The 23,569-nt window shown below is 53.1% G+C and carries 22 protein-coding genes; 6 read left to right on the top strand and 16 right to left on the bottom strand.

The window, feature by feature from the left end:
- Nucleotides 1–88 precede the first annotated feature (88 nt).
- The 3 genes from P0X86_RS04095 to P0X86_RS04085 all read left to right on the top strand — a co-directional run bounded on the left by P0X86_RS04095 (nucleotide 89) and on the right by P0X86_RS04085 (nucleotide 2,031).
- Complete coding sequence (locus P0X86_RS04095) at nucleotides 89–373, top strand: hypothetical protein (RefSeq protein ID WP_009594886.1); 285 nt, start codon at nucleotides 89–91, stop codon at nucleotides 371–373.
- A 72-nt stretch (nucleotides 374–445) separates the two neighbouring features.
- Nucleotides 446–1,726 (top strand): Tle-like phospholipase domain-containing protein, encoded by a 1,281-nt coding sequence (locus tag P0X86_RS04090; RefSeq protein WP_277747844.1) that lies wholly within the window; start codon nucleotides 446–448, stop codon nucleotides 1,724–1,726.
- Nucleotides 1,727–1,758: 32 nt separating this feature from the next.
- The gene (locus P0X86_RS04085) at nucleotides 1,759–2,031 is read left to right on the top strand and encodes a hypothetical protein (protein ID WP_277747843.1); all 273 of its coding nucleotides are present in this window, start codon (nucleotides 1,759–1,761) and stop codon (nucleotides 2,029–2,031) included.
- Nucleotides 2,032–2,141: 110 nt separating this feature from the next.
- Here the strand turns inward: P0X86_RS04085 and folE are convergent, their stop codons facing one another.
- The 9 genes from folE to P0X86_RS04040 all read right to left on the bottom strand — a co-directional run bounded on the left by folE (nucleotide 2,142) and on the right by P0X86_RS04040 (nucleotide 12,630).
- On the bottom strand, nucleotides 2,142–2,735 hold the full coding sequence (gene folE, locus P0X86_RS04080) for a GTP cyclohydrolase I FolE (protein WP_012819021.1): 594 nt from the start codon (nucleotides 2,733–2,735) through the stop codon (nucleotides 2,142–2,144).
- A gap of 123 nt (nucleotides 2,736–2,858) precedes the next feature.
- A complete protein-coding gene (locus P0X86_RS04075; RefSeq protein ID WP_009594912.1) occupies nucleotides 2,859–3,095 on the bottom strand; it encodes a YneF family protein in 237 nt (78 codons plus the stop codon).
- Nucleotides 3,096–3,232: 137 nt separating this feature from the next.
- A complete protein-coding gene (gene queG / locus P0X86_RS04070; RefSeq protein ID WP_277747842.1) occupies nucleotides 3,233–5,077 on the bottom strand; it encodes a tRNA epoxyqueuosine(34) reductase QueG in 1,845 nt (614 codons plus the stop codon).
- Between the two features lie 41 nt (nucleotides 5,078–5,118).
- Complete coding sequence (lepB, locus tag P0X86_RS04065; protein WP_277747841.1) at nucleotides 5,119–5,721, bottom strand: signal peptidase I; 603 nt, start codon at nucleotides 5,719–5,721, stop codon at nucleotides 5,119–5,121.
- 206 nt (nucleotides 5,722–5,927) lie between these two features.
- On the bottom strand, nucleotides 5,928–6,350 hold the full coding sequence (locus P0X86_RS04060) for a GNAT family N-acetyltransferase (RefSeq protein WP_012819018.1): 423 nt from the start codon (nucleotides 6,348–6,350) through the stop codon (nucleotides 5,928–5,930).
- A gap of 449 nt (nucleotides 6,351–6,799) precedes the next feature.
- Nucleotides 6,800–7,888 carry an efflux RND transporter periplasmic adaptor subunit gene (locus P0X86_RS04055; RefSeq protein ID WP_277747840.1) on the bottom strand — a complete coding sequence of 363 codons (1,089 nt, stop codon included), beginning with the start codon at nucleotides 7,886–7,888 and terminating at the stop codon, nucleotides 6,800–6,802.
- 33 nt (nucleotides 7,889–7,921) lie between these two features.
- Nucleotides 7,922–9,217 carry an ABC transporter permease gene (locus P0X86_RS04050; protein WP_096777011.1) on the bottom strand — a complete coding sequence of 432 codons (1,296 nt, stop codon included), beginning with the start codon at nucleotides 9,215–9,217 and terminating at the stop codon, nucleotides 7,922–7,924.
- A 50-nt stretch (nucleotides 9,218–9,267) separates the two neighbouring features.
- Nucleotides 9,268–10,035, bottom strand: coding sequence for an ABC transporter ATP-binding protein (locus tag P0X86_RS04045; protein ID WP_012819016.1), 768 nt, complete (start codon nucleotides 10,033–10,035; stop codon nucleotides 9,268–9,270).
- Between the two features lie 27 nt (nucleotides 10,036–10,062).
- Nucleotides 10,063–12,630 carry a hypothetical protein gene (locus tag P0X86_RS04040; protein WP_277747839.1) on the bottom strand — a complete coding sequence of 856 codons (2,568 nt, stop codon included), beginning with the start codon at nucleotides 12,628–12,630 and terminating at the stop codon, nucleotides 10,063–10,065.
- A 320-nt stretch (nucleotides 12,631–12,950) separates the two neighbouring features.
- Here P0X86_RS04040 and P0X86_RS04035 point away from each other — a divergent pair, with 320 nt between their 5' ends.
- Complete coding sequence (locus P0X86_RS04035; protein ID WP_009594941.1) at nucleotides 12,951–13,559, top strand: superoxide dismutase; 609 nt, start codon at nucleotides 12,951–12,953, stop codon at nucleotides 13,557–13,559.
- A 101-nt stretch (nucleotides 13,560–13,660) separates the two neighbouring features.
- Here the strand turns inward: P0X86_RS04035 and P0X86_RS04030 are convergent, their stop codons facing one another.
- From P0X86_RS04030 to acpS, 3 genes are all read right to left on the bottom strand, one after another.
- On the bottom strand, nucleotides 13,661–14,896 hold the full coding sequence (locus P0X86_RS04030; protein WP_096777014.1) for an MFS transporter: 1,236 nt from the start codon (nucleotides 14,894–14,896) through the stop codon (nucleotides 13,661–13,663).
- A gap of 64 nt (nucleotides 14,897–14,960) precedes the next feature.
- A complete protein-coding gene (gene mutY, locus P0X86_RS04025) occupies nucleotides 14,961–16,109 on the bottom strand; it encodes an A/G-specific adenine glycosylase (protein WP_277747838.1) in 1,149 nt (382 codons plus the stop codon).
- A 25-nt stretch (nucleotides 16,110–16,134) separates the two neighbouring features.
- Nucleotides 16,135–16,530, bottom strand: coding sequence for a holo-ACP synthase (acpS, locus tag P0X86_RS04020; protein ID WP_096777114.1), 396 nt, complete (start codon nucleotides 16,528–16,530; stop codon nucleotides 16,135–16,137).
- A 196-nt stretch (nucleotides 16,531–16,726) separates the two neighbouring features.
- Between acpS and P0X86_RS04015 the strand changes: the two genes are divergently transcribed.
- Nucleotides 16,727–17,278: a dihydrofolate reductase family protein gene (locus P0X86_RS04015; protein WP_277747837.1), complete on the top strand. Its 552-nt coding sequence runs from the start codon at nucleotides 16,727–16,729 to the stop codon at nucleotides 17,276–17,278.
- Between the two features lie 77 nt (nucleotides 17,279–17,355).
- On the opposite strand, the gene nadE is transcribed toward P0X86_RS04015, so the two are convergent.
- From nadE to P0X86_RS04000, 3 genes are all read right to left on the bottom strand, one after another.
- A complete protein-coding gene (gene nadE, locus P0X86_RS04010; RefSeq protein WP_009594931.1) occupies nucleotides 17,356–18,165 on the bottom strand; it encodes an ammonia-dependent NAD(+) synthetase in 810 nt (269 codons plus the stop codon).
- A gap of 113 nt (nucleotides 18,166–18,278) precedes the next feature.
- Nucleotides 18,279–18,713, bottom strand: coding sequence for a BrxA/BrxB family bacilliredoxin (locus tag P0X86_RS04005; RefSeq protein WP_009594942.1), 435 nt, complete (start codon nucleotides 18,711–18,713; stop codon nucleotides 18,279–18,281).
- Between the two features lie 323 nt (nucleotides 18,714–19,036).
- Nucleotides 19,037–20,761: a two-component system sensor histidine kinase NtrB gene (locus P0X86_RS04000; protein ID WP_213580205.1), complete on the bottom strand. Its 1,725-nt coding sequence runs from the start codon at nucleotides 20,759–20,761 to the stop codon at nucleotides 19,037–19,039.
- 210 nt (nucleotides 20,762–20,971) lie between these two features.
- Between P0X86_RS04000 and P0X86_RS03995 the strand changes: the two genes are divergently transcribed.
- Nucleotides 20,972–22,249, top strand: a complete 1,278-nt coding sequence (locus P0X86_RS03995; protein WP_277747836.1) for a BaiN/RdsA family NAD(P)/FAD-dependent oxidoreductase — start codon at nucleotides 20,972–20,974, stop codon at nucleotides 22,247–22,249.
- Between the two features lie 50 nt (nucleotides 22,250–22,299).
- Here the strand turns inward: P0X86_RS03995 and P0X86_RS03990 are convergent, their stop codons facing one another.
- Nucleotides 22,300–23,565, bottom strand: a complete 1,266-nt coding sequence (locus P0X86_RS03990; RefSeq protein ID WP_277747835.1) for an ABC transporter permease — start codon at nucleotides 23,563–23,565, stop codon at nucleotides 22,300–22,302.
- Between the last annotated feature and the right edge of the window lie 4 nt (nucleotides 23,566–23,569).

Here is a 23,569-nt window from a genome sequence, read left to right as displayed (position 1 = left end):
ATGGGTCAGTGTGAACAGTAGGTTCAAATCGCGTATTTTCATTTTTGCTTTTGTATTCATTATTCTAATTGTTGGAGGATGCCAGCCCGTGAACCATAATCAAAACGAAGCCACTGCAAACGGCAGCTCGGACGAGGTTATAACAAAGGCGAAAACCACGGCCGTTCAGCATTTTAAGGAAAAATACAATTTGGATGTAGAGATTACCAAAGAAGAGATGATGCCTTCGATCGTAGCGGACAAGGTCAACCTCGAAGGGTTTGTTGTGGATCATCCTGAACAAACCTTTAAAATATCCGTAGATTTCAACACAGGCGAAACGTCCAATTTCGTGATGAACCCGGAGCTTAGAAAAGCTATTAAGGGCGAGTGACGGGCCTAGGTTTCTCTTTGCAATAACCATAGGCTCTGAACCTGATAGATCACGTTAAGGGAGGGAATATATTTGAGTTCACCGCAAGTGGATGACGAGACATACCGACTTATGTCGGAAGCGGCATATCTCGATCTGGAAAAAGAAGATACCGTTGAGGACCTGCCGGGATGGGAGGTTCTTGAGGACTATAAGAGCAACAGCATATCCGGTTTTGACGCGGTAACTTTCTACAACAAGGAAACGAACCAGGCCGTTATCGCATACCGCGGCACCGAAGCAGGCAGAGATTTATCCCATGCTCTCCCCGATTATCTGGCCGACGCGGATATTGGCATTGAAGAGATCAAAAGGAAAATTCCGGAGTTCCGGGCTCCTTGGGCCGACCATGTAGACAAAGTCAAAGAAGTGACGGGCATTAACGATGTCACGGATTGGTTCGGCGAACAATCGAGGAAAATCGATAAGAAAACGGATATCTTGGGCACCAATCAGTTGTATCAAGCCGAGGATTACGCACTGGAAATGAAGGAGAAGTACAAGGGCGTTGATTTTTCCCTTACCGGTCATTCGCTGGGCGGAGCCAATGCGCAATATGCTGCCGCTTATACGGGCATGTCGGCTGTCACCTTCAGCGCCCCGTCCGTCATCGGAAGCCTCTCCCCTGAAGCCAGAAGAAAAGCCGAGAATGGGGAATTCGACTCCCAGATCATTAATTTCGCCCATCCCGGCGACATTATTGCCAGCGGCGCGCTCGGAGGTTACGACGGTCACGTCGGCTCTACCTATTACATAGACTCCAGTTACAAGGATGCCAATGACGGGCTCAGTATCAAAGAAAAAATCGATAATACGCTGGGAGGCCCCAACTATCACCAGTTGGACCGCTATCAATTCGAGAATGGTTACATTTCGAACCGTCTGTATGACGGCGCTACCGGTAAATCCGTGGATTCGCCCAGAATCCCTTCCCATAGCGGTCTCTTGTTTGGTCTTGGCGGGCCGTTGAGCAACTTGGGCTTAGGTTTAGGTTTGGGCGGCTCGATGGGAGCCCTGGCCGGCTCCGCAGGAGGCTCCTCCGGCACCATCCAGGTTACCCCTGCCGAGCTGCGAAGCGTAGCCGAGAAATGGAGAGCGCATGCCCATCAGAGCGATGCCGAAATGCAGGGAATCCGGCAGCGTCTCTCCAAATACATGTTCTCCAGCCACAGCCGGCGTCTGCAGCCGATCGTCCAGCAGCTGGATACATCCATCATGTCGATGAGTCAGTGGCATCTGCAGCATACCACCGACATCGTGCAGTACATTAAATTTAAGGCGGATCTGTTTGAACGTACAGATAACAGCGGGTAAACATCTATTAGCAACCACCGGGAGGAATGGGGATGAGTCGAGAGATTCTGCTGGAGCTTGATGATTTGCTTCAAGCCGAACGCGAGCTGACGGGGCTGCTTGCAGCCCTTCGGGCCGACGAACAAGAGGCGCGGGTCATGTATGCCCGCCTTCAGGATTGGAAGGGACAATCGGCCAATGTGCTGAGAGATCAGATCGAAGTCTTTTTCATGGAGATGTCTCGTCGAATCCGGGAGATCGAGGAGCAAAAAAGCGCCCTCGTCCAGTATGTGCAATATATGAAACAAGTCGATGGCGCATCTTGAGCCTTCCCGGCCTGTGCTTGGATGATCAGATGACTTCATATTGCTACAGGGATAACAAAAAAAGGCTTCGCCTCCGTGGGCGAAGCCTTTTCGATATCATATGATCCTGCTCAGTCTTTAATCAAGGACAAAAACTCCGAGCGCTGCGCGGAATCGCTCTGGAACGTACCGCGTACAGCCGACGTTACCGTCTTGCTGCCCGGCTTCTTCACGCCGCGTGCGCACATGCACAGATGCTCGCCTTCCACCACGACCATAACGCCGTTAGGCTGCAGCGCCTCCACCATAATATCGGCGATTTGCGAAGTGATGCGCTCCTGCACCTGAAGACGGCGAGTTACCGCCTCTACCAAGCGTGCCAGCTTGCTCAAGCCGGCGATTTTACCGCTCGGGACATATCCGATATGGACTTTGCCGAAGAACGGCGCCATATGGTGCTCACACTGGCTGTAGTACACGATATCCTTCACAATGACCAGTTCCTCGTGATTCTCGTCGAAGGTAACCCCGAGAACGTCCTTGGGATCGACTTCATATCCCGCAAAGATCTCTTCGTACATCCGCGTCACGCGGGCCGGTGTCTCAAGCAGACCCTCACGCTTGGGATCTTCACCGATCAGCTTCAATATTTGCTCAACATGGTACTCGATCTGCTCCCGGTTTTGGCCTACTTTATGGTTCACATAGTCCTTTACGCCCGCCACAGTACAATCCCCCTTTCCGTTCCAAAAAAAAGCAAACGGTTAACTTATAGCCGCTGTTAGCGGTCTTTTTAAATAGAAATGCCCCTCCGTCGTTCCATTTAGACGGGAGCGGGCTTTCTTGCATTATGATTTGCGTTTGCGGCCTTGCCCTTTGCCCGGCATAGGCTGATTTTTCATCATTTGCTGTGCACGCTGCATCTGCTTGCTGTTCATGTTATACCCCATTTGTTTTGCCATCTTCTGCAGCATTTGCGGATCGTTCTGCATCTTCTCCAATTGCTTGCGCAGATAGAATACGCCGATGAAGAATCCGCCGACCAGACCCACGATCAATGTAATAATCGGAATGACAATATCCATCACTTGACCACCTTCTACTAATATCTGCCATTTCATGGCGCATACACGAACCTATCATAGCATGTCCTTTTCGTCACAGCAAATGAAAATAACGGATGCTTGGCAGCAGGCAGTTCCGATGATTACGCCTTGCTCAACTACGACCCTTTACGGTCCGGCATGGCTCCTTCGATCGTCAACAAGGTGCGTTTGATTTCCGGGCCGCCGGCATAGCCGATCAACGCTCCGTCGGCTCCTACCACCCGGTGGCACGGCACGATGATCGGAACGGGGTTCTTATTGTTCGCTCCGCCTACGGCTCGAACCGCTTTCGGACGTCCGATGGATTCGGCTACATCCTTATAGGAGCAAACCGCTCCATAGGGAATGGATTTCAGCGCTTCCCATACCTGCAGTTGGAATGAGGTTCCACGCATGTCCAGCTGTACGTCGAAAGCCTTCAGTTCCCCGGCAAAGTACTGCTTCAACTGCGTGATCGCAGGGGCTAGTCTGGCCTCGTCCCGTTGGTAGCCGCCGTTGCCGGCCCAAGTCCGCGACCACTGCTGGATGACCGCTTCCTTCACATAGAAGCTGCCGAATTCAATGAGACAAAGCCCCTTCTCCGTGGCGCAGACCGTCAGCGGTCCGATCGGAGATTGAACTTCATCATAATACAGCATTTCCGGTCCTCCTTCAGGGATGGCCATCGGCTCGACCCCCTGAATGACAGAACCCTCCTGCTCCGGATTGCCCCCACTAGAGGAACTCGGAGCCCCGGCGGATGAAGCCTCGGCCGCGGCTTGCGCTTCGGCAGGTGCTTCATTCCCAGCCGGTTCAGGCTTTAGTTTATTCAAGGCTTGCTGCAGCATATCTCGTACTCGGGAATCCCCTTCTGATTTCATGCTTTTCTCTAAGTTGTTCAACGCTTCTTCGCCTCCAATACGGCCCAGAGCCCATGCAGCGGTTCCTCGCAGCTCCGGGCGCGGGTCCTTCAGCAGTACTTCGCTCAGCTTCGGTACGGCTGAAATATCTTTAAAATTGCCGAGCGCGATGACGGCATTGCGCTGAATCGGCTTACGGCCGCGCCAAGCGGCGGACGTATCTCCGAAGGTCTCCTTGAATTCCCGGTTGCTCATATCCAGAATGGGCAGGAGCAGCGGCTTGGCTTTTTCAGGATCGGGCTTGAAGTCCTCTTGATGGGTCCAGCTCTTGCCCCGGTTCTTCGGACAAACAATTTGACAGGTATCGCATCCATACAGCCGGTTGCCGATCTTGCGCATGGCTTCTTCGTCCAGAAATCCTTTGGTCTGGGTCAGAAAAGAAACGCAGCGCTGGGCATTCAGCTGCCCGGGACCGACAAGGGCGCCGGTTGGGCATGCATCGATGCATTTGGTGCAGTCCCCGCAATCCTCGGTTACCGGCGAATCCGGCGGAAACGGGATATTGGTTACCATTTCGCCAAGGAATATCCAGGAACCGAACTTCGGAGAGATGATGGAGCAGTTCTTGGCACTGAAACCGATGCCGGCCCGCTGCGAGACGGCCCGGTCGACAAGCGCGCCGGTGTCCACCATGCTTTCAAGCTTTGCATCCGGCACGCGTTCCTTGATGTACGCCTCCAGGCGGCTCATCGCCTCCCGGAGCACATGGTGATAATCCCTTCCCCAAGCGGATCGCGCCATGATGCCCCTGTACTTGCCAGGCTCCGATTTCGGCGGGTTCTCCATCTTGGAGTGGTACGTTATCGCGATGGCGATCAGGGACTTCGGCTCGGTGCCGGGGAGTGCGGGAGTCACCCGCTTATCCAGGTCCGACTCCTCGAACCCGGACTCATATCCCTTATCCCGATGGGATTGCAAAATCCCCTTCAGGGATTGGAACGGCTCCGCCGAGGCGAAGCCGATATCATCAATGCCGAGCTCGGGTGCAACGGCTTTTAGCTCCTGCTTGAGCTCCTCCCATACCGAAGGCGGAGGAGCGTACGAGCCGAGTGTGTAGGTCATTCTCCAGCGCCTCCTTTTCTGGGATGATGTTCTGTCTTAAGCTACAGCTTTTTGATCTCCGACAACGGCCAGAAAATAAATTCGGCCCTGCCCACGATGTCGCTTTCCTTCACGCTGCCGAACATGCGGCTGTCCTTGCTCTTTCCGAGGTGGCGGTTATCCCCCATAACAAAATACCTTCCCGCTTCCAGGGTAACGGGCTCAAAGCCAGGATCCTCGATCGGTACATCGGTATACCCTTCCTCTTGGGCCACGCCATTCACGTACAGCTTCTGATCCTTTACCTCAATGGTATCCCCGGGTACGCCGACGACACGCTTAACAAGAAACTCCTTCTTGTCCGGGCCGTCGCTCGGATCCTTAAGCACAATGACGTCGCCGTGGCTCGGTTCCGAAAAGCGATAGACCACTTTATTAATAAAGAGCCGCTCCGATGCCACCAGCGTCGGCTGCATGGATTCGCCCTTAACCATAGACAGGTTAAACACAAACATATTTAGAAGCACCATAATAACAAATGCAATCGCAATCGTCTTTACCCAATCCCACAGCTCGGCGGCCCAGCCGTTCTTCTTGGCCGGTTGATTCTGAGGCCCGTTGTTCTCGCCATGATCAGTCGAATCCGGAGGAATCACTTGTCCCATGCTACACCTACTTTACTTCGATTTCACCTTCGAGCATCGAGGGTGGCACCTTCAAAAACAGGTACATTAATAGAAAAGCATATCTCCCACCCATTTGCAACGGCTGAAAGATATGCTTCATATCGAAAAAATGTCGTTTCTTATCTCTGTCGAAGCTTAAGGCCGCCGTTTTGCGCTGCTCGTATGTACCGCTGTAGTCGCTGCAACTATTGACCAAGGATACTGAGCTTCTGGAACGACCGCAGGATTTGGCTGGCACCGTATCCCATGGCTTCATAAAATGGCATGGCTGCGGCGTTGTGCTCATCTCCGGCTACCATGATCCGACTGACTTTCCGTGATTGAAAACGCTGTTCCATCGCTGATATCAAGGCTTTGCCAATCCCTTTCCTGCGATAGTCGGGATGAATGGCGATGCGGTAATAACAGCCATGATTGCGCTCGATCGTACCGATTAAGGCACCAACGATTTCACCGTTTTCTTCTGCCACCATAATCAGATCGGAGTCCCAAGCGAGCTGCCTGGAGAAAGGCTCCATCGTGTTTTCGTAGCATTCTTCCGACAAAGCAATCTGTAATAGCTCGGTTACGGGGTTACAGTCACTCAACTGAAAGGAACGAACATGCATTTCAAAATCTCCCTTTTCGTTAGCATGATGCGGTTTACCCGGTTTACAAAGATCTAGTATTCCGTTAACGCAAACCTGACATTTAAGTTTACTACAAAAAACCCGAAAATCCTGTTTCCTTGTCCATTAAACCACATCTTTCTCGTAAATTCACGAGTTTTCTTCTGAAAGCGCTTTATATGAAGCGTTTTCATTATTTTTGATGGATAAAATTCCATATTTTTGTTGAATGAACGATTCGTTTCCTGCCGTTAAACCATTAGCTCATGGTAAAAATTGCTCCATTAATTACCAATGAGTTTACATCATTCATTGTCTCCATGTATTTTTGAAATCACCGGGCTACCTTTCCTGTGGCGATACATGCTGTAATGAAGGAACTTGATGAAAAAAAACAGCGCCCCCCGGCCATGTGCCTTTGGAGGAACGCTGCTTTCGTACATCCATGTTTACTGGAGAACGACGGTATCTCCCGCTTTCAGCCCTGACAAAACCTCGATTTTATCAAGCGTCTGCATCCCCGTCTCAATATCCTGCCGCTCGATCTGGCCGCCTCCCTTGTCCACCATGACATAAGAGCTATCTCCCTCCGTCATGACGGCCAGCTTGGGAACCACCACCGCCTTGTTCTTCCGTTTGGTCACGATCTCTCCGTTCAGCGTCAATCCGCCGATCAAGCGTTCGTTCTTCGGCAGCGAGATGATGACCTTGAACTGCGGCGTCTGGGACGTCTGTTTCTCCTGAGCCGTCGCCTCGGCGAATTTGGCCACTTCCAGCACCTTGCCCTTTAGCTTCAAATCCTTGATGGACGGCAGCTTGACCTCTACCGCCATGTCCGGCTGAATGCTGAAGATGTCGTTTTCCCCGACGTATGCCACTAACCGCAGGGAATCCAGGTCGACGATTTTGCCGATATACTGGTTGGCCGTCACCGATTGCGGCCGCTGCTGGGTCGGGTCGAACAGGAACAGGCCTGCTGCCGGAGATACGTATGTCGATTGCCTCAGCCTGTCGTTCAAATCGGCAAGCGTCTGACGTTCGATATCGTTGTTCACCTCGTCCAGCTGACTGCTCAGCCGCGCATTTTCCTGGTCTGCCAGCATTTTCAGGCGCCCCGCCTCCGTTGCGCCTACAGGCGCGTTGTCGAGATCCTGATTCAGCGTAAACTCCTTCAGCTCCTGCTCCAGCTTCCGCTTCTGCAGCTCGGCCTCCTTCTGCTGGAGCTGCTGGCGAATCGCCTTTTGCTCCAATTTGAAAAGGGCGTCGCCTTTTTTGATCTGCTGGCCGTTCTCGACGTTCCAGGACTCCACCTTCGCTTCAAAAGGCGCGTATACGTTCGTTTCCTTTCCGTATTCGGACGTTCCCTTGACCTGCACGGTCGATAGGATCGTTTCCTCGGTTACGGGGAATGAGATGACCTGCGGCTCTTCCATCATGGGAATCTCAGGTTCCTTGGGTTTCACCTGCCCATATCCCCAATATCCCACCAGACCCAGCACAGCAGCGATAACCGTCCATTTTATGATTTTTTTTATCATTCCGATTTAGCTTCCTTTCCGAAACTCATGATCCTAATCCCGCTTGATGGCCAGCAGCGCATTCGTTCTTGCTGCGCTGATCGCCGGGTATATCCCCGAGAAGATGCCCGTCATTACGGCGAAGGCAATGCCGATCGGCAGCGTCTCCGCCGTCACGGCGATTTGCAGTCCCGACATGCCTGCCGAAGCCATGATGAATGAATTCAGCCCTTTGATGATCAAATACGCGAATACGATGCCGAGCAAGCCGCCAAGCAAACCGAGCAGGCTGGCTTCCACGATGAACATGTTCCGGATTTGCGGCATATTCGCTCCCAGAACCTTCATGATGCCGATTTGCCGGCGGCGCTGATGCGTCGACATCGTCATGGCGACGATGATCGAAATCGAGGCCAGCAACAGGATAAATACGCCTACGCCGAGAGCGATCGCCTTGAAGGTGTCCAATTGGGAAGCAACCTGATCCCGCATGGCCAGATTGTCGCTCGCATTCAGCGCAAGCTTGGAGATCAGGTCCTCGAGCGGTTTAATATATTGCAGATCCTCCACTTTGACCGTTAGATTATCGTAAACCCGCTGTTTCGAAGCTGGCCCTTTTTGCAGATTCAAGCTGTCCGTCAGCCAATCTGCCGTGTCAAAGGATATGTAGGCCTGACGGTCATAGAATGCAAACTGGGCATCCCGCCCCTTGGGCACATCCAGCACGCCCCCGACGTAGAGCTGCGGGCTGAGCAATTTCTTGTCGTTGTCCATCTGCTCCAGCTGAACGTTCTTTCCGATCATTTCCGAAACGGCGCTCTCATACTTCTGGAACTCTTCCCATAGCTGCGGATTGTTGGGATCGGAATTCATCATATTGTTCAATCTTTCGCTCGTCTCCGCGTCCTTCCATCCGGTTGTCGCTCCGTAATTCAGCACCACGGCACCGATCTGCTCCAGCGGGCCGCCTTCCTTGAACCGGTTTCCCTGCTCTTTAAGCTTGGACAGGTCCACGGCCACGACGTTGATGCCTTCATGGATCAGGTTGTCGGACGAAATGGTCCGGAAATAACCGAGCTGCTTGGTGGCTACAACGGATTTGACGTGATTGAAGCCCTGAATGACCTGAACCTTATCATCCGTAAGCAATCCCCGTTCTCCTCCCGCCGATTGGCCGCCGCCTTCCCCGGGCCCGCCCGTGCTCTGCGGAGTCACCGTAATTTCGTCAAGTTTCATGCCGCCTATGATTTCCGTCTCCAAATAACTCTGGGCGCCGTTTCCGATGCTGATCGCTACGATGATAGCCGCACATCCGATCGAAATGCCCGTCATGCACAGGGCCGTTACCACTTTACGGCGTTTGATCTGTCCCCATGCCAGCCGTATGCTGTCTAAAAATCTCAGCTGACCTCACCTGCCTCCTCCGAATGAACCGGGACCCCGGACAGGGGCGAAGGGGCGCTCGGCCCCCGCTGCCCTCCCGTGGAAGTTGCGTAGTTCTCCGGCTGAACCAAATAACCGTCGCGGAGCATAATCGTTTTTTTCATTTGGGCGGCGACTTCCATCTCATGGGTAACGATGACAAACGTCGTCTTCATGGACTCGTTCAGCGACATCATGATTCGGATAATTTCCTCTTCCGTTTTGGTGTCCAGGTTGCCCGTCGGCTCGTCCGCAAAAATGACGGAAGGCTCGGTAATCAACGAGCGGGCAATACTGACGCGCTGCTGCTGTCCGCCGGACAGCTGGGATGGGTACAGCGAAGCCTTATCGCCGATCCCCGTCATCTCCAGAAGCTCCATCGCTTTCTTGCGGCGCTTGGACGGAGAAACGGATTGAAAAACAAGCGGAAGCTCCACGTTCTCACGAACCGTGAGTGTCGGAATCAATTCGTAAGCCTGAAAAATAAATCCGATATGCTTGCGCCGAAAAACGGCAAGCTTGTTTTCCCCGTATTTGACGATATCCTGATCCGCAATATAAATATGGCCTTCGGTCGGTTTCATCAGCCCGGCCATCAAGTTGAGCAGCGTGGACTTGCCCGATCCGGAGCTGCCGAGCAGTGCAATCATCTCGCCCTTCTGGACTTCGAACTGGATGTTATGAAGCACCTTTAACACTTCGTTGCCGTTCTTAAAGCTGTGCGATACATTTTCCAAACGCAGCATGTTCGCTATTCCTTTCCGGTTCTTAGTCTATCTCTCCTCGTTCGGGTCCAGAAGGGGCTGGAACGTCAGGTTGTAGCTCTGGCTGCCCAGCGTGATCCGCTCGTTCTGGAATTCGTCCACAAGGGTCAAGTTAAACCAGCCGCCGCGGAGCTTTTTGTACTGCTCGTCCGTCAGCTCCATCGATATCGACCGGGTGCCCGGCACTTGGATATCGGTGCCTGGCGTAAGCGTCCGCTCCTGTGTTTGTCCGAGGCTGTCCTTGATGATGAGTATCAGCTTGCGGCCGGAATCCGCGGCCGCAATGCTCTCGCTCCGTTTCACATCCAACGTGGCATTGAGCGATATGGTGGAACTGCCCTCCTGTAAATGCCCAGCCGCTTTCGTGACCGAAACGCTGTAAGGATACCAATCGAGCTGCGTCAGGCCGGAGCTTGCCGCAGGTCTGGCCGGATTCAGCATCAATTTTTTCACGCCCAGCACACCCGTAGCGTCCTTGCCCGTTTCCGCAAGCTTGCCTCCGGACATCGCCGTGCCGAGGGCCAGGCCCAATTCGCTGGCAGCCCCTTTCGGCACTCGGGCCCAAAAGACGATCGACTGCCTGGATCCCGGCTGAAGGGCCGCTTCCGGCTGAAGGGTCTCCGCTTCATAAATCCTGCCGTCCGCGCTTTGGAAGTACCCTTTCAGCACTGCGGCTTGAACGCGGCGCTGTTCGTTGCTGGTCAGCACGAATTCCGAATAGACGATATCGGAGTCTGCTCCTTCATAGATGACCGTCCGCCGTTCTTGTGCCTCCGCACGTTTACCCGCAACCGTGACCGTATACGGCTTCCCTTTCTCCAGAACGCCGATCGACTGCATCATCCCGGACGTGGTCATGGTCAGGAACGACGTTTTCGCCGTCTCCTGCTGCGTAAACAGCTCGAAACGGAGCGAACGGATATCCTTCGTATACGGGATCCGCGCCATGACGTACACCTCGGTTGATGCCCCCGGCGCAATCAGGGAGCCCTGCTCCTCAGCGATGACCTCCGGGCCGGCCAAGCTTGTTTTTTCATCCGCCGTGACGTTCGCTTTAAGCTCTGGCAGCGGCAGCGATTTGGATTCCTGGGTATTCCGCAGCCGCAGCTTCGCCACGATCAGGTCCTGGTCCTGCCACGGAAGGCGCTGGATGGATTCCAGCGTGTACGCAAATCCTTTGGCCGACTGCGCGCCGTATTCCACGCCGATGGATGACTTGCGTTCCGTTTGGTACGGGATGGCAAAGTATGCAATCGGCAAGGTCAACGGCTCCTGGACCTCGGAGGTCGGCTCGCTGCCCGACTCACCCGGATTCGCGGGCGGTTTGGATGAGCCGGCCGTGCCTGATGCCCCGATCATTTGCAGCTTCAGCCGGTCCTGCTTGAGATCAAGCGGAAGCGCGATTTCCATCACCATCGTTTTCTCTTCCCCGGGGCGGAGCGTCAAGCCCGCTTTGGCGTCCGGCGTATAAGGATGGAAGGAGCCTTCGGATGCTTTAATCGCGAACTCGTAGGCCGGAACCTCCACCGATTTTTTACCCTTGTTCTTGAAGGCCATCTCGATGGTCCATATGCCCTGTCCCCCGGAGGCACGCAGCGAAGACTGGCGTATTCTGGCATCGACCGGAATCCCCCGGATGGTCAACTTCTTGGCTTCGCCCGCCTTGACGTCCCACTTCGGAGCTGTTGCCGCCGGCAGCTTGAATGAGGCGACAGGCAGGGACAGCTTCAGCGTGTCATCGTTTTCGGTCCATAAGAAACGCAGGCCGGCCGTCTTCAGGTAAGAGGGAACTTCCGTTATGTAGTAAACCAGTTTCTTTTCTTTGGGCTGGACAGGCACCCCCTCTGCCCCCGCCTCATGACGCAAAGGGAACGAATTGCCGCTTGCCGTTACCAAATGCGGCTCGAATCCCCGATCGTTCCATACCTTGCCGCCATGATTGGTCATATACATCCCGACTTTGGCGATGACTTTGCCGTCGTACTTGATGATCTCCAGCGATTCCGCCTGTACGGTAACCGGCGTTCCGCCCAGCTTCAGCTTGGTGCTTGAGCCCGTTGGGACGGCAGCGGAATAATTGGCGGGCATTCTGTACGTTCCGACGCGCTGCAGGTAGCCTTTGACCTGCGGATTCCATACGTCCATGACCAGCTTCATGCCGGCCAAAGAGCTGCTGTCGGTCTTCGCATAGTAAGTGACGCTCACGCTTTGCCCGGGCTCTACCTTTTTCTTGGCCAGGTCCTTGGAAATGGGATTGGCCGCGCTCACGGAACCGCCGGGAAGGACCACCTTGGGAAAGTAAGATACCAGGCGCGCCGCGCTCTTGCCCCCATTTTTATAGGTCAGGGTAAATACCGCCGCATGCGACCCGTTTTGCTGCCATACGTCGGCATGGTCGAGCTTCGCCGTGACGTTGCTGCCCAGCTTCACGCTCCAGGCCAGATTTGCATTTTTCTGCACGGCCGACTTCGCGATCTGCGATGTCTCCGTCTTAGATGCAGCAGCTTCGACTTGCGGTGCCGCAGCCAGAATCGCAGCCATCAAGATGGCCGTCACTCTGAACTTTGTACTATTCATGTTACGACTCCTTTCTACCTCGATCTATCCCTTTCATGCTCCATCTATAAGTACAGATTTCTTCAAGGCTATATATATAACGACAACTTTCTTAGGAAAGTTTTTCATCATTTTCCATTGCGGCGAAACAACATTCTTTAAGCGTTAAAACGGCTCTCGCGGACTTTTCAAACATAAAAGTTGATTTAATCACCCAAAACGGTTTAATATATGTAGTGTAGCCGGATTACATATTCCATTGCTCCGGGATGATAAAGGCTTCCTGATGAAGGAAGGCCTTTCATCATAACCAAAAACTAAATTTACAGGAGGTTTTTACTATGGCATTTCAATTACCAGCACTTCCTTACGCAAACGACGCGCTCGAGCCCCACATCGACGCACAAACGATGGAGATCCACCATGATCGCCACCATAATACCTACGTAACCAACTTGAACGCTGCTCTTGAGAACGCTCCTGAGCTTCAAGGCAAATCCCTTGAGGATCTGATCGGCAACCTTGATGCTGTACCGGAAAGCATCCGCACAGCGGTTCGCAACAACGGCGGCGGCCATGCTAACCACTCCCTGTTCTGGGAAGTGATCGGACCAAACGGCGGCGGGCAACCAACCGGCGCTTTGGCTGATGCCATCAACAGCGAGCTCGGCGGCTTCGATAAATTCAAGGAAGATTTCGCCAAAGCGGCTACAACTCGTTTCGGCAGCGGCTGGGCTTGGCTCGTTGTTAAAGACGGCAAACTGGCGGTAACCAGCACTCCTAACCAAGACAGCCCGATCATGGAAGGTCAAACTCCTCTCCTCGGCCTGGACGTTTGGGAGCATGCTTACTACCTGAAATATCAAAACAAACGCCCGGACTACATCTCCGCATTCTGGAATGTTGTAAACTGGGAAGAAGTCGGCAAACGTTACGACAACGCGAAGTAATATCGTCTGACTACAACCGATCTCATATCACAAAAAAGGCTGCTCTCCGCCGTAGACCCTGTCTACCGCGAAAGCAGCCTTTTCATTTTCATTGAATTCTCCTACGCATCGTTTGCCGCTGCCGCAGGGCCGGTCTCATAATAACGCGCTTTGGACGGCGAGTAGATGACCGCCAGCAGCATGGCCGAGGACAGAACCGCTGCGCCTGCACCGATCAGGCATACGGCCTGCAGCGACCAGGCATCGGCGGCAAAACCGAGCAGGAGCGTGAAGAGAATCTGCAGCATCCCTTCCAGCAGTCGGGTCACGCTCGTAAAGCGTCCCATGAGATCAACGGGTACCTGGTTTTGAAAAAAGGTGGTATAGCCCGCGTTGGCATACGAAGAGAAGAAACCAAACACGATAAAACCGATTACGGCCGTCATGAGGCCCGATGCCGCATAGAAGATCATATAGCCGATGCTCGACAGGAGCATCCCTGCACCGATAAACATACGCAGCGACAGCCGTTTAACGGATAAAGACGCAGCCATCGAGCCTGCCAGATACCCTGCTCCCGCAACGCTGACAAGCAATCCGTAATCCTCGTCGCCGAGGAGCAGCACCTGCTTAATGAACGTGGCCTCCTGGGAATCAAGCGCAAAACCAAGCAGCGTGGCGGATTGAAACAGCACGTATACGAGCATAAAATACTTCGCGGCCTTTCCGAAATCGATCACCGCGGCCCAGTCCCGAAGCAGCATTCTCATCGTCATGGCCTCCCGCTTGCTGTCTGCCGCCTCCTCTTCATCCACATCGGGAAGGAAATAGATGACAAGCGCACAGATCAGGAAGGATACCGCATTGATGACGATGCTGACCCGAATATCCGTGTAGGCGATCAACAGGCCGGATAAGGCGGGTCCAAGCAGCACCGCGCCGGAAGTCGTAAAGCTGGACCATGCGTTGAACCGCTTTCGTTCCTCTGCCGGAATCAGCTTCGTTACGTACGTCATGGACGTAGGCCCAAAGAAAGAGCCCGCCACGTTAATCAGAAACATGATGCCATAGATGCCCCACACCGAGGACATGAAGGGAATCAGGGCGATCAAGGCCCCCCGGATCACATCGGTGATCATCATAAGCCTGCGCTTGTTCGCCCTGTCGATGATGCTGCCCGCCCAGGAGTTGGTCAACAGGGTAGCGAGCGGCCGGATGATGAACAATCCGGCCACTGCCGCGGGAGACCCCGTCATGTGGAGCACGAGCAAATTGATGGCAACCAGATAGATCCAGTTCCCGAGATTGGAGATCCCGATGCCAAAAATGTACAACAACGCATTCTTCCAACTATGCAAAAGCTTCACGACTCCTTACAAACCTCTTCTGCATTACATCCTAATGAAAAAGGCAAAAGCGGCTTCAAGATGAGAAATAGGCATTCAGAATCCGGATGAATACATTGGGAAATGCGTAACGCTCCATATCCTGAACGTGAATCCACCGGAAATTCTCTTCTCCCGTCTCATATGCAGCCGCGCTTTCCGCAGCCTGCAGGACTGCCGGCGGCACATCCTGCCACTTACAGCGGTATACGCTTATATTCCATTGAATATGGCTAAAGGTATGCTCCGCGTCCATCACATGGCCGATCGGCTGGACCGGGACCCCATCCTCCAGCAAGGCATCGCGCAAGCGGACCATCGCCGTCTCCTCGGGCATTGCAGCCGGTACGCTGCTCCCATCGGCCGATACGATCACATGCGGCAGCTCCCACATCCCGGCCAATAAACCGGCGGCTGGACGCTTGCGGATCAGGATCTTGCCTTCGTGCACGCCGGTGCCCTCTACAATCGCGGTAAGACGGTATTCAGGACGCGGCGGCTTGGCCTTCGTTTTAATAGGAAGCGATTCCTCTTTGCCCTCCAGCCGAGCCGAACAATGCTCCATGACCGGACATACCAGGCATTTGGGCGACTTCGGCGTACAGATCAAGGCCCCCAGCTCCATCAGCGCCTGGGTGAAATCCGAGGCCCGTCCATCCGGAACCAGCGTCAGCACCAGATCCTCCATCTTGGTACGGGTTTTCACTTTCATGATATCTTCCTCGATCAAAAAATAACGGGAAAGCACGCGCATCACGTTGCCGTCCACGGCCGCGGCCGGAATGTTGAACGCGATGCTGCGAATGGCGCCCGAGGTATAGGGCCCTATCCCTTTCAGACCCGACACTTCGTCTTTGCCGCTGGGCATCACGCCATCGTACTGCTCCGTCACTTGTCTTGCGGCAGCCTGAAGGTTGCGTGCGCGGGAATAATAGCCCAGACCCTCCCAGCATTTCAATACATCGTCCTCCGGCGCGTCCGCAAGCGATTGGATCGTCGGAAACCGCTCGATAAACCGATGGAAATACGGGATCACCGTATCTACCCGGGTCTGCTGCAGCATAATTTCAGATACCCATATATAATAAGGATCGCGATGCCTGCGCCATGGCAGATCCCGTTTATTGATTTCATACCAATCCAGCAGCACTTGGCTGAAGTATCGTTTGTGTTCCGTGTTAAGCATCTATTCGTAATCTCCTTCGTCTTCCTTACTTGATCTTCTCCACCACGGCGAAGGCGGAAGCCAGCGTGGCCTGATGGGAAATCGTCAAATGAATCGCATAATGGGCTGGGCCCCCCAAGCCCAGGCGGTCCCAGGCTTCCTTGGACAGACTGGCTTCCGGCCTGCCGAGAGCACCCGGCATTACTTCCATGTCATGGAATCCGATCAGGCGGCCGATTCCGCAGCCAAATGCCTTGGATATCGCCTCCTTGGCAGCAAAACGCCCGGCAATAAACTCCGTCCGTCTTGCCCCCTTCTTAGCGGCAACGGCCTGCTCTTGCTGCGTAAGCACGCGCTGAATGAACTTCTCTCCATGCGGGCCTGTCATCAACGTCTCCATTCGCTTCATGTCCAGCACATCATGCCCGATTCCGTAGATCACAATCGTCTGCTCCCCTTCGTTGATCCAGTCTTCCTGTTCCAAAAAAATAAACACTCCTTCTTATTGTAGCAGTCGATGTCCGCCAACGCGAGACTACGGTGTTACAACAGCATGAATTAAATACATTTGTTGTATTTCAAATTTTATCCATATAAACTGAACAAAACAGCATATAAAACAAAGGAGGAATCATGTTTTGGGTACATTAATTTATCACGTTGCCGTTTCGCTTGACTATTTTATCGCTGATCAGGCCATGATGGAGGGAAGAATCGATCAGACCCTTTTTTTATTCGATGGGGAACATGTTCCGGACTTTCTAGCGGAAATCCAGGACTATGAGGCGGTCCTCATGGGCGGAAAAACGTATGCGTTTGGTTTTAAGATGGGGGCTAAGCCGGGGGAGCCAGGTTACAAAGGTCTTAAGCATTATATATTCTCACGTTCGTTAGAATTCGAATCCAACGATGAGGTTGAATTGATCAAGGAGGACGCCATCCCCTTCATCCGTCATCTCAAAGAGCAGGCAGAGGGCAAGCTGTGGCTGTGCGGCGGCGGAGAATTGGCAGGAAGCCTGCTCCAGCATAAACTCATCGATCAGCTGGTTTTAAAAATTAATCCAGTGATGGTTGGTGACGGTGTTCCGTTATTCGGCAGTGTCAAACCCAGGTTGAAGTTCGATTTGATCGATATGAAGCAATATGCCAACGGCGTTCTCAAACCGACCTACAACATCATATATACCTAGTCTCTATAAAAAATATAAAGCCTTCCGGGGGATGGGATATCCTCCGAAAGGCTTGTTGCGCTTGGGATATGGTTATGTTAGATGCCTGGAATCGTATTGCGCTTGTGCGCCGTTTTGACGTAATAGCTCTCAAGCTTCTGCTGAACCTCGGGATTGATCGTTTTGCCTTCCAGATAGTCGCTGTTATCATCATAGCTGATTCCGAGCTCTTTCTCGTCCGTCTGTCCTTCCCAAAGTCCGGCAGAAGGCGCTTTGTCCAGAATCGATTGCGGTACCCCCAAATAGGATGCAAGCATGCGAACCTGACGCTTGTTCAGGGAACTCAGCGGCGTAATGTCCACTGCGCCGTCCCCCCACTTGGTATAGAAGCCGGTAATCGCCTCGGATGCATGGTCCGTGCCGACAACGATCAAATTCTGCTCGAATGCCAGCGCATATTGTACCACCATACGCACTCTGGCCTTCACGTTGCCTTTGCCGGGGATACTCATATGTTGATGGACGCCGATATTCTTCAGGCCATGCTCCACTTCCAAAGCAACCTCGTTCACCGCCTCCTCGATATTGGTCTCGACGGTATATTTCAAATCGAAGGCCTTCGCCGTTGCGTAGCTGTCGGAAATATCGGCCTGTTCGCCGTATGGCTGGAACACCCCGAGCGTCTTGTATTCCTTGCCGTTCTCCTCCGTGAGCTCGTCTGTAGCCCGCTTGCACAGGCCGGCGGCCACGGCCGAATCGATCCCGCCGCTAATGGCGATCAGCAGTCCGGAAGTGCCGGAGTTCTTCACGTAGTTTTTCAGGAAATCCACGCGCTTGCGTACCTCTTCCTCCACGTTAATCGTAGGCTTGACACCCAGTTCAGCGATAATTTGTTCTTGCAGGCTCATGATAGATGACTCCTTTCAGTATGTTCTCTCTAACTTAAGTACTTCATTCATACAACAAAAGCCCCGCGGCTTCGGAATATGCCGAATGCTTCGGGGCCTATGTAACTGCCGAATTACTGGCAGTAGCGATTGAATGCGTCGGTCAAATCTGCGGCGATTTCCTCGGCGGAACGGTTCTCCACTTGATGACGCTCAATAAAGTGTACCAATTCCCCGTCCTTCAGCAGCGCAATCGATGGGGAGGACGGAGGATACGGAGCAAAATACTCACGGGCTTTCGCCGTTGCTTCCTTATCCTGTCCGGCGAACACGGTATACAAATGATCCGGCTTCACCTGGTTCTCAAGCGCAATGGCTACACCAGGACGTGCTTGCCCTGCTGCGCATCCGCATACGGAGTTTACAACGACCAGCGTTGTGCCTTTCGCCTCCGGAAGCACTTCTTCCACCTCTTCAGGTGTTGTGAGCTCCTTGATTCCCAAACTGGTCAGTTCATCCCGCATCGGTTGAACCATATCGCGCATATATCGGTCAAAAGACATACCCATAACTGCTTCACTCCTTATATAAACAAGATTGTTCGAATTATAACAGCTCATCGATATCTATATTATACAATCCTAAAGAGTGAAAGCAAGAAAATACAAAACGAGCAGCATCACAAAATGGGATACCGCCCGTCTTCTTGCTTCAATCATCATACTAGGTAGCAGGATAGTTTACCCCGTCCTTTTTCTTGTCAACGATGGGCTCGCCACGGCGATCTTTGTTTTCACGCTCCTGCTGCTCCTGTTGCTTGGAATCGTTCTTACTCATCCGAATCCCTCCTTTACCCTGAGCTCTGCCTTATGATGCGTAATTAACAGACCGTTTATTCGGAAGCGGCAGCGCTCTGGGATTCCGTCAGGCCGTGCGGGTACGAGCGGACAGGAAAAGAAATGATGAACACCGTGCCCTCGCCTAGGTGCGATTTTACGTCTATCGTTCCATGATGACGCTGTACAATGCTCATGCACAGGGCGAGTCCAAGCCCCGTCCCCTTGCTCTTCGTGGTAAAGAAAGGTTCAAACAAGCGCTCCAGCTCATTCTCCGGTATGCCGATTCCGGTATCCGCCACATACAACTGGGCGAGGTCTCCTTCCAGCCGGGTTTCGATCGTCAACGTCCCCTTGTCATCCATGGCCTCCATCCCATTGCGGCACAAGTTCAGAATGAGCTGCTTCATCTCCTTGGCATTCAGATACAGTTCGGGAATGCCGGTTCCCAGTTTCAGCTCGATGTTCTGTCCGCGCAAATTGGCGTCCGCCCACAAGAGCGGGCTGAGCTCATGGATAATGTCATGAAGGTGGCACTCTTCTTTCTCGGCTGCCCGGTTCTGGGCCAGGGACAAAAAGTCGCTGATGATGCCATTGGCCCGATCGAGCTCTTCCATGACGATCCGGTAATAATGATCCAGCGTATCCGGACTCTTCTCTTTCATAAGCTGCAGAAATCCGCGCACGACAGCCATCGGGTTGCGAATCTCGTGGGTGATGCTTGCCGCCATTTGGCCGACCAAGCTTAACCGTTCTACATTAATAAATTCCGTGCGGAGCTTCTCAAGCTCCGTAATGTCTTCCATAATGCCTACCGCACCCATGATGTCGCCGTTCCCATTATGTATAAGCGGATAAATGCCGGTAGAATACACTCTAGTAGCGCTGCGCATAATTTCCCCGGTGCTTTCGACACCGTTTATGGCTCTCTGAAATCGGCTGCGCAGATGTTCCTTTTGAATCATGCCCTCCAACAAGTCGAACAACGGCCTGCCGATGACATCCTTGGTGGTCAGATTGGGAAACACGCTTCGAAAGCTGCGGATAAGCGGTTGATTAAAGGCGATGATATTGCCGCTGCGATCCACCGCAACCATCCCTAAAGGAATCATCTCCATCATTTTCGTTAATGAAGCAATCTCTCCGCCCTTCACGTCGTACTGGCCCGAAGCCAGACGCCCAGAGGTTAATTCGATCCAATACACGATCACGCCCGAATAAAAAATGCCGATCAGCATATACAGAATGGTCACCAGAATCGTGTCCGGATTCAGATCGTCATTCCTAGCCTTTCCTTCCATCGCGTGGCAGGCTACAATAATCAGCATAGCCGGAACGAGCGCGCTCCAGAGCCAATAAATCTTTTCGGTCATGGAGCCTTGCTTGAAATTGGAGGATACCCTAGGTAATAGCGAGTATCCCAAGACAAGCAAATTCAGAACGAGGCCGGTCGTTGACCAGCCGTTAATCAGCCCATGGCTTGTGGCATAAATTACTGCAAGACATAGCCCTGAACTCCTGCTTCCATATAATATGCCTAAAAATAACGGGATCACGCCAAGATGGATCGGAACGTAATAATCGCTCATTGCAGAAATCAAGACGCACAATACGGTGCTGATTCCGCTGGCAATGACAATATGCTTGCGAAATCGAAGCAGATCATCCGGGTTCTTCTTGTTCAGGCACTTTAGATGTCTGTCGAGGAGAAGCGGCAGATGAAAGATGAGTGTACCAGACAGCAAAACTTGCAGCAAAATATCTTTCCATAGGCTCAGCACAGTGATCCATCACCTCAATTGGACAACGCATCTAATATTTCTGATTAAAGCACAGGCGACATCATATTACAATATCTTGTAAATTCCTGCAGCGGCGACGGAGTCCCACGTCTTATGTCCTATCCATGAGGTTTGGGATAATTCGTGAATATCCTATATAATAAGATCCATCTATTAATTGATATACCCCCAAAGGAGCTATGAGCAAACATGCTTGATTATGATATTATCGTCGTCGGAGGCGGACCTTCCGGATTGATGTCCTGCGTGGCTGCAGGGGAAAGAGGAGCTTCTGTCCTCTTGATCGACAAAGGGGACAAGCTAGGCCGTAAGCTTGGCATCTCGGGCGGCGGAAGATGCAATGTCACGAATGCCAAAGAACAGGATGAATTGATTGCCAACATTCCGGGGAACGGACGCTTTTTATACAGCGCTTTTCAGCATTGGAACAACAGGGACATCATGACCTTCTTCGAGGGTCTTGGCATTCGGCTGAAGGAGGAAGACAACGGGCGCATGTTCCCTGTTACGGACAAAGCCTCCAGCGTGGTGAATGCCCTGATCGGCAAAGTGAAGGAGCTCGGTACCGATATCCGGACGAATAGCCCGGTGAACCGCGTTCTCTACGAGAACGGCCGGACGTGTGGGGTCGAGCTGAAATCCGGGGAAGTGATCCACTCTTCCTGCGTGATCATTGCCACCGGCGGGCAATCCGTGCCCCAGACCGGTTCGACGGGAGACGGTTATCCATGGGCTGAAGCCGCAGGCCATACGATAACGGAGCTGTATCCGACCGAGGTGCCTATCGTGTCTACCGAGCCTTTTATTGCCTCTAAAGAGCTGCAGGGCTTGTCACTGCGGGAGGTGGAGCTGTCCGTCTGGAATCCGAAAGGAAAAAAAGTGATTGCCCACCGGGGAGATATGCTGTTTACCCATTTCGGGGTGTCCGGACCGATCGCGCTTCGCTGCAGTCAGTTCATCCGCCAGGTGCAGCGGAAATTCGATGTCGTCAACGTGGACATGGCCATCGACATGTTCCCCGAGCGCTCTCAAACGGAGCTTGCGGCCGAGCTCAAAGGACGATTGGAGGATGAGCCGCGAAAGAGCATCAAGAACGTGCTTAAGGGCATGCTGCCGGAGCGGATGATCCCGCTGCTGTTATCCAAATCGTCCATCGATAGCGACATGATCTGCAGCGGCATATCCAAAGCCGCGCAGGAAAACCTGGCCTCCGTTCTTAAAAAGTTTACGTTCCGCGCTTCAGGCACCCGTTCGCTGAAGGAGGCCTTCGTGACGGGCGGCGGCGTCAGCCTCAAGGAAATCCAGCCCAAAAGCATGGAATCGAAGCTGATGCCCGGCCTCTTCTTCTGCGGCGAGATAATGGATATACATGGATACACCGGCGGCTACAACATCACGGCCGCCTTTGCGACCGGATATACGGCAGGCAAGCATGCCGCCGAGTCCGTATCGCACATAGCCGATTAAAAAAGCGCGCCGGAATGCCCTGTAGACGGGAGCATTCCGGCGCGCTTTGATTATTCCTGAGGTTGGCGTTTCTCCTCCTTGTATACCGGCCAAGACATGAGCGATGGCGCGACCATGAGAGCAAGCACGGTCAATGCAAGCACGGCGAGCCATCCCATTACGCCCTGAAAAAGCGTTAACCCTGCCACGAGCGAATAAAGAAATGCGGGAACGGCGAGCAAAGCTCGTACCGCAACAATGCCGGCGGCTCGATGCTGCTGATTCGTAAACGGAAGCACATGCATGAATTCGGCTTTGGCAAACAATGCCCATCTTGTGTTCAGCCAATACGACATCATCAAGACAAGGGCGGCATAAACGATGATTTTGATGATCAGCGGCGGCAGCCAGACGGCCGGGATGCCGACCAGCGTAATCTGAACGTACAATAACAAGCTCTCAGGTTGGCGCAAAATCGCTTTAAGCCCCGCGTCGGCGAGCCTTTTCTCTGCCGTGCCTTTGAACAATCGGCCGGACTTCCGCATAAACCAGGTTTTGCTTCGTATGCTGGGCGGTTTCCCGACGGCTTGAACCAGCAGCTTCTCCGTCAGCTGGACCCGAGTCTTTGCATCTTCGCGCGCATCGGCCAGGAAGGTCCCCTGCATGGCCAGACGCTTTCGGCTGAGAAAAAAAAGCAGTATGAGTAGAAGCAAAACCGCCGCCCATATCACAACATAGGACTGAAGCCAAAACGTAACAAGCAGCGTCAGCAGTCCGAATGATAGCCAGCGTACAACATACGTCATCAGATGCTTCCGCCAGCCTTTATAACGGGAACGAATCATGGCCGTCCATAGGTTGGCGCACGAGGCGCATACGGCTGTAACCACAAGCAATGTCATCAGGGCAGTTCCGGTAATTTCATGTTCCCTGACGAGAATCGGCAGCGCCAGCACCGAAATGAACAAACCCTTGATCGTTGAAACCGCATGACTGTACGCCATGCCTCCGATCATTAATCCCTTCATCCATTCCCGCTGCTGGCGAAGAAACAACGTGTCGGCCTCTTCAAAGAATAGCAGCACTCTGCCGGAAAACATGAAGAGCAGGATCCCTACCACCGCTTGCAGCGGCAGGAATTGTACCCATCCGGGAAGCGGGCTCGTCCATAACTCGCGGTATAACCCGCCTCCCAAGAGAAGGCCGGGGACAATAATGTAGAGCATCACGACCCAGTCGACCACCGTCGCCAGATTGTCGCGCTGATTCTTCCAATGAGCGGTCACCCTTCGCCATAAGAGGGAGCCCGGATGTCTGAAGTGATGTGATCGTTCCATATCC

The sequence above is a fragment of the Paenibacillus sp. BR1-192 genome (genome assembly GCF_029542445.1).
GTDB lineage: Bacteria > Bacillota > Bacilli > Paenibacillales > Paenibacillaceae > Paenibacillus_AQ > Paenibacillus_AQ lautus_A.
This window is presented reverse-complemented; position numbering and strand designations above follow the sequence as displayed.